The following is a 12,962-nucleotide window of genomic DNA, read 5'->3' as shown; positions in this document are numbered from 1 at the left end:
CTCCTCTTTTTAAGCTGTTTACCTCATAAAGAAAGGCAACCCCTTATTAATCGGGATTGCCTTTTATTGTTCCTGGAATCTTATTGACAGGCTTTGTAGTAAAAACTTTTCTTAATAACCGACGGACTGCTGCCCAGTTCCTGAAGGAATTGAAATCCCCATTGACCTTAACGTGTCTTTCGCCTGTTTTAAGTACAATTCTGCTTGTTCTTGCCATTGAATAATGGTCTTCATGAACGATTTATATTCAGGAGGCGCATCTTCCTCCATTATCATTAAGCCTTCACGCACTTTTTTATCACGGTTTTCCGCATTTAATATACACGCTGCCAATGTGTCTATGAGGGATTGCTGCTGTTCTCCGTTTACCAGCCTGCGAGCGGACCCTGCAGCTGAAATGCGGTGGTAGGAAGCGGGTACTAATTGATTATGCATCTCGTTATTTCCCTTTAAATCTTGAGTTTGTGGTATGTGGTAAAGCTCACTGCTCATAGAGCATACCCTCTCTTCTGCATACATGCTATTAAGCAATGAATTTAAAACAGGCTCCCAGTTGTTAACTCGAAAATGATAATACGGAAACATGATCAACATCTCCTTATTTTACTAAATTGGCTCTTATCATAATTATGACTTTGAATGCGATTTGGTGTAGAGAGACTAGGTTGAATTAACTTCTTGATGATTAATTATTGAAAATTATTACCGAAAAGTATTGCTGTAATTTTTTTATGTGCCAATTAACCGAATGAATGATACAAGGTAATTCATATATTAAAATTATGGCAAAGCAGGAGGGGAAAGCTGTGTATAATATACTTTTGTTTACAGATTCAGGAGTGGACGACTCGTTGGCCTTGATGTATGCACTCTTACATCCCGAATTAAATGTAGTGGGTGTTGTTACTGGGTATGGAAATATCACAAAGGAGCAAGCAATCAACAATACTGCATACTTACTAAAGCTGGGAGGGAGGGAGGACATTCCAATCATCGCTGGATCCTCAGGCCCTTTATCTGGCGAGCTGGCTACCTTTTATCCCGAGATTCATGGACCAGAAGGACTGGGGCCGATCAGGCCGCCAGCAGATTTAGGAGAAGTGAAGGTTTATGATATCAATAAAATCATTGAGATTGTCAAACAATATCCAGATAATCTTGTGATTGTAGGAGTAGGGAGGCAGACGGATCTTGCCATTCCCTTCATATTGTATGGTCAGGAAGCATTTAAAACTGTGAACGCATTTTATATAATGGGCGGTGCGTTCCTAGTCCCAGGCAACGTCACTGCGGAAGCAGAAGCGAATTTCCATGCTGACCCGATCGCAGCCAATCAAGTACTAGAAAAGGCCAGAAATGTATTCCTTCATCCTTTGAATATTACCAATAAAGCAATCATTCCACCGGCAGTAATCGATTACCTCGCTCAAAACAGCCAATCACCATTCAAGGATCTGATTAAACCTGTTTACGACTATTACTTTGAAGCATATAAAAAGAATGTTCCTGGAATTCAGGGAGCACCACTCCATGATGTTATAACATTAAGTGCACTGGTGAATAGAAACCTTGTGAAATACCTGCCAAGGCGGGTAAAGGTAGAACTGTTTGGCGGAGCAAGAGGAAAAAGCATAGCCGATTTTCGGCCTAAGCCAGATCCGGAACCAGAGGCAACTTTGGACTGGATAGGAATGGAAGCAGATATTCCGGCGTTTATAGAGGATTTTACTATGATATTCATGGATGAGCAAAAAGCCGAAAGTTGAATTAAAAAGAACTCCCATCATTAAACGCCGGGAGTTCTTTTTAGTTTAAAGACTATGCTTTATTTCTTTACCGTTTTTTCTGATTGAACTCGAGTAAATCATTACGATAATGCTTGTAGTAATTAAGGTTCCGTGAAAAATCCAGACCATTTTAGTTAACGATAAGGTTTCCATTAGAATAGGGGCGATAACGAATCCAAATGCAAACCCCAGTGACTTCAATAGCATACCTACACCGAAAATCCTGCCTCTAATATAATTATCAGTTTTTTGCAGGATCGTAGCATGCAAAGTAGTAAAGCATGAATCAAAAACACCTGTAAGAAAAGCGAATGTTAGGACGATCCAGGGGTTTATATTGGACAAAAAAGTAATAAAGCCTGTAGACATCAGGATTGCTGAAATGAAGTATGTATAATAAAGGCGGCTGGCCAGCATGAACCTCATTCTTGGTAAAAGGATTGTTGCCAACACAGAACCGATTCCCCAAACACCCCATATCAACCCGTAATACAAGCTTTGTTTATTGGTATCAATAGATTCAGCCAATAACGGAATTCCGAGATTGTGCGAGGCACCAGCAAAGGCTCCAACCAGGAATACTAGATTCACAAGAAGAAGCATTGGCTTTAACATGATGAAAGAGAATACCTCTTTTAAGTCTCTTCCGATTTCAATAACCTTCTCTTTTATTCCATTCGAAACAATTTGGCTCTTAACAGAAACAATGGTTTGCCATTTCATTTTAACGAGGACTGCTGCTGATAAAAGATAAGTTACCGCGTCGATGACCAAGGTTACCTGATATCCAAGGAAGTCAGTAATCACCCCAGCACCGATAAATCCAAACACTAAACTGATGGACGTCAATCTCGAGATCAAGGAATTCGTTTCCAGAACTTTATCCTGACCAAAAATTTGCGGTATTTCAGCACTATAGCTCACAGCAAAAAAGCTGCTGGTCAAACCGATCAAGAAACAGACAATAAGGATCATGATTGGATTGGGGAAGGGAATCAAACATAGGATAATCATTGCCCGAATTAGGTCAGTCCAGATCATGATTTTCCTGCGGTCAAAGCGGTCAGCCAGGACCCCTGAAAACAAACTTGACAAAACTCCGCCCATAGTACGAAACGCCATTGTAGCAGCAAGCCATGCCGGACTGCCAGTGGCAACATACATCAACACATTGATAGCAATTAAATCCATGAATGTTCCTAAATCTGAAAATGCTTTTACATATAGAAAGATTTTGCGGTTCATAGTTTCTCCCTTTAACATAAGGTACTGGTCAGTTTTATTTTAAAGATTTTGAATTTACTTCGCAATACGAAGTTTTGAAAAAATGTCAGCAGAAGTTTAGTGATTGACTATCTTAATACATAATCAACCTGATGTAATAGCCCCCTGAAACAAATCAAGGAGCTCGATCATTTAACGATCTAAATCATCCTACCAAGGACGGCCATACCATGGACGTCGGCCATAGCCATACCAAGGACAGCAGCCAAAACCATACCAAGGCCTGCGGCCATACCAATACCTCGGGCGACCAAAACCATACCATGGACCCCAATAACCGTACCCGCCATAAAAGGCAGGAGCTGCAGCTGCAAGGAATAATAACGGGATAATTCTCTCATCATCTTGCTGATCATGTCTTTGTAGATAATCTTGAGGATAATTCATTAAGCAACCTCCTATACATTTATCCATATATGATATGTGTCCAGAAAGCTATTGGTATTAAAGGGAAAAAAATAGACAGAAGCACATATGTTTACTGTTTGGGGTATGACAGTATGTATATATCAATCTATCAGGTACAATGATCAAAGTGGATAAAAAAATTAAGAAGGTGAAAAAATGTTAGACTCGATCAGCAAAACGGTCATGCACAGTTATCCCGGGATGGTTGCTCTTGTAACCGTAACACATAAGGAAGAACAAAATATTATGGCTGCAGGCTGGCATTCATTAATTTCTTATGAACCACCAATCTATGGTGTTGCAATCGGCCCTGAGCGGCATACTTATCAATTAATAAAAGAATCGGGTAAGTTCGCCATTAATTTCCTGCCCTTTGAAAAAGCGAACATAATCCAGCAAGCAGGTGTTTATTCAGGTGCGAATGTGAATAAATTTAAACAACTTAATATCAACTTTGAGGAAGGGAAGGCAACTAATTCCCCGATATTACATGATGCATACTTAGCTTATGAGTGCGAAATGATCGACCGGCAAACATATGGAGATCATGACCTTTTCGTAGCAAAGATTGTACAATTCTACCTTGATAATGAAAAATTCTCGGAAAGCGGTATTCCAGATTTCCAGAAGCTTTCAATTCCTCTCTATATTGGAAGATCGTTGTATACTAGTGTAAATAAGGACAGTCGGTTCATTTCACATCAATTAAATGAATGATAAAAGGCAGGAGCCGAAATATTAAAGTAATTGTCGAATGATTAAACTAGGCAAAAAATCATGTGTTCGTTATAATGAACTCGAGAAAAAAGTTCTTCGGGGAGGTATTGAAATGGCGAAAATGATGGTAATTTATGATCAACCTAAGGATCAAGAAAGGTTTGAGAAGCATTATAATGAAGTGCATATCCCGCTCGTGCAAAAAATTCCTTCTTTGCAAGGAGCAGAAATCCATCGTGTGCTGCAATCAATGTACACAGAAGAGAAACTGTATTTAGTTGCAGAGTTAATGTTTGAAAGTCCAGAAAGCCTAACTCAGGCACTGGCAACACCAGAATTCAAAGAAGTCCAGGCAGATGTTGCGAATCTCCTTAAATATTTAAACAAACCGCCAGTTGTCATGATTGTAGATTAATTAATGACGAGAATAGAGCATTGATTTAGTCAACGCTCTATTTTTATCAGGCAGTCTTTTTATGGATAGAGGTTTATTCATAGGGTTTAAAGAAATGGGTGAGTGAAGGTCATTCTAGCCTTATAAAAATCCATTTTTCTAGTTTACATAACATAAATTCTAGGAAGTTGATTATCAGAATTGAAATGATGTCTCAATATCTAAGTATACTTAAATTAGTGAGACGGAATAAAAAATTTAATAAAAATTTCAGATCCATCTATAAATCTTTAATTGATTGATTATTAATGAACTGAGTTTTTTAAAATGAATTTATTTGTTCCTTAAGTTTATCTATTTCTTTATTTAGCTAATTGTTTCTTTAATTAAGTAATTATCATTCTATAGTTGCTTAAGGTTTTGGAAAATCTTATAACCCAATGTTTACCACTATACGGCTATATTATTTACTCAACTTAATTAGTTAACATAATATTGTTATGTAATTTTACCTGAATCCATTCGCGGTGAATCTTCATTATAAGCAGCAATAATAAAACTGATCCTCCCTTCTGTTTTCCAAAAGTAAAACACAGGTTTCATACCTGTGTTTGTTGAGATTTTTCCCGTTTGATTGAATTCAGATATTTTCTTGGTGTCCCGTAGTACAACACTTTATTGAATTCAGGAAAAATAGATGAGAATTTTACATAAATTGGTGTATCAAGGAGCCAGGGATAATATGTGAAGAAGCTCCTGTCACCGTAAATGATTGCCGTTAAAGCTAAATCAAGTTCTTTTTTAAAGATCATGTAGCGGATTCTGGACATATTCTTATCGAATTCGCCGTTGCTTATATAGACATTTCCATAAAGCAAGTATTCACCATTCATAGTGATCCAGTCTGCTAATACTTCATCTCTCATTTTATAATTGAGTGCTTGATAATCATACACATTCCCAATACTTAAATATAGCTCACCGGTCATGTCTGAATGCGTAAGTGTGTATTTCCTGTTGTCAACAGGCACAAAAGCAGTTGCCGGAGGAATGTATTTAACGGACAACTTTTCGGGCTTGAATTTGCTCATAGGTTAAGTCTCCTTCCAGAGAATCCTTTTCCCATAGCTTATGCCTGGCATTAATAATGCGTGACAAACGCCCAGTTTAAGGGGTTTTTAAGCTTTTAACTCTTGTATTCACGAGATTCCATTTCCCGTTCTCGTAAAACCAGGTAGATTCCACAAATGCGATTCCATCAGCATTGTATGCACCACTAATGCGTTGGCTGCCGGTTAAGCCGTTGAGCTTATCCTTAACAACAATCGGTTTGAGTGTTCCGAATGGAAGGACCATAAGTTCCGTAGGTTCATTTAATTTTCCATCCTGGTAAAGCCCCAGGCGTTCATAATCGTCTTTTCGGTCACTTAAATCAAAGTTGTAGGACTGCCCTGTTTCCTCAATAGTAATGGTGGCTTTATAGCCATCTTCGAACCTGCTGCTTATTGTCAAAGGCTCAGGAACCGTTATATCAGTGACCTTAAAGTCCTTTAATGTGTATAAATAAAAATTTGAAAGGCCTCCGCTTCCTCCGGTTGGAACGCTTACAAAAATATCTTTTATCCGATCATGGTTGAGATCCTTAAATGAAATCGCAGGATCGTAGCCGCCCTCAAGTTCGATTTTATATGTTTCGCCATCAGATGCCTTGATTTTTAGAAAGATTCGTTTCAGGAACTGCGCCCCTTCTTCGAACGGAACTCCCTTAACATATATAATATCCTTCTTTCCATCTCCAGTGACATCAATACGGTTCTCCGAAATGGTCGCTGTTTTTTCCTTGGATTCTCCTGCGTATGCCCCAGTCAGTGCCGTTAACGACATAAAAAAGAAAGCAGTAAATGTTAACAATAGCTCCTTCTTCATATGCATCCCTCCAATATATAGTTAACTTGTCCATTTTTGGAAAAAGCATGCATAAAAACCCTCTGATTAAATCAGAGGGTTTTACAGAATGTATTCTCTGTGTTTTTCAACTTGTAATTATTGATGATCCGATTCTGCTTCACTTTCACTTTTCCAGAGTTTAATCAGTTTTCCTGTTTCACTTTCGTCAACCAGGAAGGAACCGTTCGTATATCTGTCGCTAAAGCGCAATTCGGATGCTTTTACGGTAATAACTTGCTGTTTTTCCGATTGAAAGAAGATTCCATCGTTATCACGGACTGATTCAACACCAACAATCCGGTGTGGATTTGATTTTAATTCCCTTAGCATGACAACTCCACGTTTAGCGCGGGTGCTCTTTTCAAATTCGGACAGTTTCATTTTCTTGACTGCACCACGCTGCGTGGCCACTACGATAGTTTGGGATTGATCCAGATCCAGGAGTTTGCCGCCAATAACATAATCCCCATCTTTTAGGTTGATTCCTTTCACTCCGGCAGCTCTGACCCCAATCGGGCTTACCTCTTCTTCGCTAAACCAAAGGGCATATCCAAGATGTGAAGCAATGAAAAGATCCTTGGTACCATCGGTGATATGCACATCAATAACCTGATCATCACCTTTTACATTGATGGCAGTTAAAGGTTTAGAATAACGTTGTGCTTTATATAAATTCAATTCGGATTTCTTGACCATGCCATTCCTTGTTACAAACAGAAGATACAAGCTCTGGTCAAAATCATTAATCGGAATTGCTTTAATGATTTCTTCATCTCTGTCAATCGGAACTAGGTTCGCTACATGCTGCCCAAGGTCCTTCCAGCGGATATCAGGAAGTTCATGGACAGGCAGGTAAAGGTAACTGCCCTTATTGGTGAATAACAGAAGAACATCTTTTGTATTCATGTTCAACTGGGATAGAAGCCTGTCGGTATCCTTCATCGCAAAATCCTGGCCATTCGATGCTGCATACGATCGCTGGCTCGTCCGCTTGACGTATCCATCCTTTGTGACAGTTACAATAACGTCTTCACTTGCAATCAGGACTTCGAGGTTGATTTTGATTTCTTCGATTTCTTCCTCGATTTTCGTTCTGCGGTCATCTGCGAAACGCTTTTTGACATCCTTTAGCTCCTTTTTGATGACGGATAAAAGCCTTTTCTCGCTTCCAAGAATAGCAGTTAGTTCCTCTACCTTTTTGGCAAGTTCCTCAGCTTCTGCCTGAAGGGCTGTAATATCTGTATTCGTTAAGCGATATAGCTGCAAGGAAACAATCGCTTCAGCCTGAACTTCTGTGAACTCAAACTTCTTGATCAAATTATCCTTTGCGTCCCGTTTATCCTTGGACGCACGGATCGTGGAAATCACTTCGTCAAGGATGGAAAGGGCCTTCATCAGACCTTCAACAATATGCTGTCGTTCACGAGCCTTTTGAAGGTCATACTGGGAACGCTTTGTCACGACATCCTTCTGATGGTCAATGTAAGCATCAAGTAGCTCAGCAAGGCCCATTAAGACCGGTCGCTTCTTATTGATGGCAACCATGTTGAAATTATAAGTGATCTGCAAATCACTGTTTTTGTATAGGTAATTTAAAACCCCGTTAGCATCTGCTTCTTTTTTCAATTCGATGACTACACGGAGGCCGGTGCGGTCAGTCTCATCACGCACTTCAGAAATACCTTCTACTTTGCGGTCAAGACGGAATTCATCCATTCTTTTGACGAGGTTAGCCTTGTTGATTTCATAAGGTATTTCAGTAATGACGATCTGCTGTTTGCCGCCGCGGACTTCCTCGATTTCAGCCTTTCCTCGGACAATGACTTTTCCTTTACCTGTCTGGTATGCCTTCTTGATGCCTTCCACACCCTGAATGATCCCGCCTGTAGGGAAATCTGGACCTTTAATTACATTCATCAGGTCCTCCACAGTACAGGCAGGGTTGTCCATCCTCATGATGACCCCATCGATGACCTCTGACAAGTTATGAGGTGGTATATCGGTTGCATAACCAGCAGATATTCCTGTAGAGCCATTCACCAGCAAATTAGGGAACATCGCCGGGAGAACGGTCGGCTCACTGGAAGTATCGTCGAAGTTTGGAATGAATTCTACGGTTCTTTTTTCGATATCCCTTAACAGTTCTCCTGCGATTGCAGATAACCTTGCCTCTGTATAACGCATGGCTGCTGGAGGGTCACCGTCGATACTTCCGTTGTTTCCGTGCATTTCAACAAGATAGTTCCGCACTTTCCAATCCTGGCTCATACGAACCATTGCGTCGTAGACCGATGTATCACCGTGTGGGTGGTAATTACCGATTACATTTCCGACAGTCTTGGCTGATTTACGGAAACCTTTTTCACTTGTATTTCCTTCCACGTGCATCGCATATAAAATCCTGCGCTGAACTGGCTTTAGCCCATCCCTTGCGTCAGGGAGTGCGCGTTCCTGAATGATATACTTACTATAGCGGCCAAAACGGTCGCCCAATACATCTTCTAAAGGGAGGTCACGAAATTTTTCTACTGAACTCACTCTCCAGCAACCTCCTCTGTAACAGAAATATTTTCATTTTCTAAAATGTTTCCATCTTCTTCAAGACCGAATGCAACGTTGGATTCAATCCATTTTCTGCGCGGCTCAACCTTGTCACCCATAAGGGTGGTAACTCTTCTTTCAGCTCTTGCTGCATCATCGATTCTAACACGGATCAATGTTCTTGATTCCGGGTCCATCGTCGTTTCCCAGAGCTGGTCAGCATTCATCTCTCCAAGTCCCTTATAGCGCTGGATCATATAGCCTTTGCCAATTTTCTTAATTGCGCCCTTTAGTTCATCATCACTCCATGCATACTCAATGACTTCCTTCTTGCCAGTCCCCTTGCTTACTTTGTATAGCGGGGGCAGAGCAATGAACACCTTCCCAGCTTCAATAAGGGGCTTCATGTAACGGTAAAAGAATGTCAATAACAGTACCTGGATATGGGCACCATCCGTATCAGCATCGGTCATGATCACGATTTTGTCATAATTGATGTCATCGGTATTAAAATCGGAGCCTACTCCGCCGCCAATTGCATGAATAATTGTATTGATTTCCTCATTTTTAAAAATATCCTGCAGCTTTGCTTTTTCAGTATTGATAACCTTACCACGCAAAGGCAGAACAGCCTGGAACTTCCTGTCACGGCCCTGTTTTGCAGAACCACCAGCAGAGTCTCCCTCTACAAGATAAAGTTCGTTTTTGGCTGGGTTCTTAGATTGAGCAGGTGTCAATTTGCCTGAAAGCATTGCATCAGAGCGTTTCTTTTTCTTGCCGCTCCGTGCATCCTCACGTGCTTTCCTGGCAGCTTCACGCGCCTGGAAAGCCTTGATGGATTTACGAATCAGAAGCGTGCTGATATCGGGATTTTCTTCAAGAAAATAGGAAAGGTGTTCAGAAACGACGGAGTCAACTGCAGACCTCGCTTCGCTTGTACCAAGCTTTCCTTTTGTCTGGCCTTCAAACTGCAGTAGTTCTTCCGGTATGCGGACTGACACGATTCCCGCTAAGCCCTCACGGATATCTGCACCCTCGAGATTCTTTTCTTTTTCCTTGAGAAGACCGACTTTGCGGGCATATTCATTAAACACCCTAGTCATTGCAGTCTTGGCGCCTGCTTCATGCGTGCCGCCGTCCTTCGTGCGGACGTTGTTAACAAAAGACAGCACATTCTCTGAATACCCGTCGTTAAATTGGAAGGCAAATTCTACTTCGATTTTGCTGTATTCCCCTTCAAAGCTTACGACTGGGTGAAGAACATCTTTTTCCTCGTTCAAGTATTCTACAAACGCCTGAATTCCTGTTTCATAATGGAAAACATCCTTTGCGTCATGGCGATCATCAATTAATTCGATTTTTAACCCTTTTAAGAGAAATGCGGACTCCCTGAGTCGCTCGGATAAAGTGTCATAGTTATATGTCAGAGTTGAGAATATCTCGGGATCCGGTTTGAAGTGGATGGTCGTACCAGTCTGATTGGTTTTCCCAATCTTCTCAAGTGTTGTTACTGGTTTGCCTCCATTTTCGAATCTCTGCTCATAAATGAAACCGTCCCTCTTGATGGTAACGACCAGCCACTCGGACAATGCGTTAACGACGGATGCGCCTACACCATGAAGGCCGCCGCTCGTTTTATATCCACCCTGTCCGAATTTTCCGCCTGCATGCAAAACAGTCAGGATCACTTCTGGTGTCGGTTTACCCAATTTGTGCATCCCGGTAGGCATTCCCCGCCCTTTATCCTGGACACTGATCGAATTATCTTTATGGATTTTAACAATAATCTGATTTCCGTACCCTCCGAGTGCTTCGTCAACGGAATTATCAACTATTTCATAAACGAGGTGATGAAGACCTCGTGTATCTGTGCTGCCAATATACATACCCGGTCGTTTACGGACGGCTTCCAGGCCTTCTAATACCTGTATGGCATCATCATTGTAATCAAAAGCTTGCTGATTTCTTGCCACGAACATACCCCTTTCATTCCTTGCAAACAACATTGACGTTTTTTATGTATAGTGTCAATGAATTCGATAAGTATTCGTTTTCTAGTTAAATCGAAATTAGGATGATATAGCCATTCATCGTCAACAGAACAACTGTTCCCTTATTTATTTTACCACATTAATGGTGTCTATGCTTAATTGTAGCGATTAATTGGGATTTGGCAAACGGATTTAAAGAATTAATTGGAATTTTGTCATAAAAAATCGGATATTTGGTTACTTGCATGAAGGAAAAGGGATTCGTTTTACCTAGAACGGCATGTCATTATCAGCCCCTGGATACGCAATCGCTTCCATCTTTCTTCTCATTCTGGGCAACTTTTTGTTTGTATTTTAAACTCCCAGCGATTTCCGCCGTTATTTTTTACAGCTGTACTGCAACATAAGAACAAATTCTTTTTTTGTTTTGGGAGGGCTCTTGATATGAAAAACATGAAGGTTTTTGTGCTCGGGGCGTCATTAATCCTTCTTCTGGCCCTTACAGCCGGCGGAGTTTACAAACGCGGACAGGATAATGACCATGAAGCAACAGTAGAGGCGCAGTCGACAGGAGATCGGAATATTAGGGGCTCCATCAGCACCGGGATGGTACAATCATTTGCCGATGTTAACAATGTTCAACTAGGTGAAGGCATTAAGAAACAGCTCGATACTCAAGATGAGGTCACCCCTATTTATCATAACAAAAAAAACACCAGTCACTATTATGATCATGAAGCTGCCGTGGATTTTATAAACGAGCCAAGCGCAGAGGAAATTGACCAGATTACTCGTGACATAAAAGGCTGGGTAATCAAACAGCATTTGGACGCTATTTATATATTCAGGTCTACTTCCATGGAAACGCCACAAATGATTGAGTATTTTAATAAAAACGCTAATGTCGAATATGCAGAACCTAATTTCATTTTAATGCAGAATGAAGTAAGCGGTCCTAATGATCTTCTCTACCAGGAGAACTATCAATGGAATTTGCCGGTGATTGGTACGGAACAGGGATGGAATGTAACACGCGGGAACGAAGAGATCGAAATTGCGATTGTAGATACCGGTGTTGACCTTGATCATCCAGATTTAAGGAACAGGCTGGTAAAGGGCTATAATGTAATCGACGAAAATGCTGAACCAGATGATGATAACGGTCACGGGACACATGTAGCGGGAATCATTGCTTCTGAAACCAATAATAACGAAGGCATTGCCGGAATGACCTGGTTCAATAAGATCATGCCAGTAAAAGCGATGGGAGCTAAAGGTTATGGAACGACATTTGATATAGCAAAGGGTATAGTCTGGGCTGTAGACCATGGAGCAGATGTCATCAATTTAAGCCTTGGCAATTACCAGCCATCAAAAGTCCTTGAGGAAGCAGTGAAATACGCATATTCTAAAGATGTGGTAATGGTATCCGCAGCAGGTAATGATGGTTCAAACCAGCCTACCTATCCTTCAGCATTTCCAGAAGTCTTGAGCGTTGCTGCAGTGGATTATGATGGGAACAGAGCGAGCTTCTCAAACTTCGGAGAATATATCGATATTGCTGCTCCTGGTGTTTATATTCCTAGTACCTATTTTAATGCACAATATGCAGCTCTTTCAGGAACATCCATGGCTGCTCCGCATGTTGCTGGCCTGGCAGCGTTAATAAAGTCTGCTAATCCGGATTTGAGCAACAAACAGGTGATGAGCATTATTGAAAAGTCCGCTATCGACCTTGGCGACCAAGGTAAAGATATAGATTATGGAAATGGGCTGATTGATGTGAACTCTGCTTTGCGTGAGGTACATCAAAAGGAACTGAAACTTAATCAAAAAAACAAAACACTGCTTCAGTTGCTGAGATAGTTAACCAAAAAGCCAAAAGCCGCCAGT

Annotated in this window: 11 protein-coding genes; 4 read left to right on the top strand and 7 right to left on the bottom strand. The window is 40.9% G+C overall.

Features of this window, described 5'->3' with window-relative positions:
- Positions 1-111: 111 nt before the first annotated feature.
- On the bottom strand, positions 112-585 hold the full coding sequence (locus tag ACXAEA_RS11875) for a hypothetical protein (protein ID WP_475096088.1): 474 nt from the start codon (positions 583-585) through the stop codon (positions 112-114).
- A 221-nt stretch (positions 586-806) separates the two neighbouring features.
- Between ACXAEA_RS11875 and ACXAEA_RS11870 the strand changes: the two genes are divergently transcribed.
- Positions 807-1,766: a nucleoside hydrolase gene (locus tag ACXAEA_RS11870; protein WP_475096087.1), complete on the top strand. Its 960-nt coding sequence runs from the start codon at positions 807-809 to the stop codon at positions 1,764-1,766.
- Positions 1,767-1,811: 45 nt separating this feature from the next.
- Here ACXAEA_RS11870 and ACXAEA_RS11865 read toward each other — a convergent pair whose 3' ends face one another.
- Positions 1,812-3,032 (bottom strand): MFS transporter, encoded by a 1,221-nt coding sequence (locus tag ACXAEA_RS11865; protein WP_475096086.1) that lies wholly within the window; start codon positions 3,030-3,032, stop codon positions 1,812-1,814.
- 189 nt (positions 3,033-3,221) lie between these two features.
- Complete coding sequence (locus ACXAEA_RS11860) at positions 3,222-3,458, bottom strand: hypothetical protein (protein WP_475096085.1); 237 nt, start codon at positions 3,456-3,458, stop codon at positions 3,222-3,224.
- A gap of 177 nt (positions 3,459-3,635) precedes the next feature.
- On the opposite strand from ACXAEA_RS11860, the gene ACXAEA_RS11855 reads away from it, so the two are divergent.
- On the top strand, positions 3,636-4,196 hold the full coding sequence (locus ACXAEA_RS11855) for a flavin reductase family protein (RefSeq protein WP_475096084.1): 561 nt from the start codon (positions 3,636-3,638) through the stop codon (positions 4,194-4,196).
- Positions 4,197-4,308: 112 nt separating this feature from the next.
- The gene (locus ACXAEA_RS11850; protein WP_475096083.1) at positions 4,309-4,611 is read left to right on the top strand and encodes an EthD family reductase; all 303 of its coding nucleotides are present in this window, start codon (positions 4,309-4,311) and stop codon (positions 4,609-4,611) included.
- A gap of 578 nt (positions 4,612-5,189) precedes the next feature.
- Here the strand turns inward: ACXAEA_RS11850 and ACXAEA_RS11845 are convergent.
- From ACXAEA_RS11845 to parE, 4 genes are all read right to left on the bottom strand, one after another.
- On the bottom strand, positions 5,190-5,681 hold the full coding sequence (locus ACXAEA_RS11845) for a staygreen family protein (protein ID WP_475096082.1): 492 nt from the start codon (positions 5,679-5,681) through the stop codon (positions 5,190-5,192).
- 76 nt (positions 5,682-5,757) lie between these two features.
- Positions 5,758-6,516: a hypothetical protein gene (locus ACXAEA_RS11840; RefSeq protein ID WP_475096081.1), complete on the bottom strand. Its 759-nt coding sequence runs from the start codon at positions 6,514-6,516 to the stop codon at positions 5,758-5,760.
- A gap of 117 nt (positions 6,517-6,633) precedes the next feature.
- Positions 6,634-9,075, bottom strand: a complete 2,442-nt coding sequence (parC, locus tag ACXAEA_RS11835; RefSeq protein WP_475096080.1) for a DNA topoisomerase IV subunit A — start codon at positions 9,073-9,075, stop codon at positions 6,634-6,636.
- Positions 9,072-11,051, bottom strand: a complete 1,980-nt coding sequence (gene parE, locus ACXAEA_RS11830; RefSeq protein WP_475096079.1) for a DNA topoisomerase IV subunit B — start codon at positions 11,049-11,051, stop codon at positions 9,072-9,074. Before parE ends, parC begins: the two co-directional genes overlap by 4 nt.
- A 462-nt stretch (positions 11,052-11,513) precedes the next feature.
- Between parE and ACXAEA_RS11825 the strand changes: the two genes are divergently transcribed.
- Positions 11,514-12,935, top strand: a complete 1,422-nt coding sequence (locus ACXAEA_RS11825; RefSeq protein WP_475096078.1) for a S8 family peptidase — start codon at positions 11,514-11,516, stop codon at positions 12,933-12,935.
- Positions 12,936-12,962: the final 27 nt, after the last annotated feature.

The organism is Mesobacillus sp. ABV4_180 (assembly GCF_056158485.1).
The sequence above is the reverse complement of the archived record's forward strand: the minus strand, read 5'-3'. Positions and strand labels throughout refer to the sequence as shown.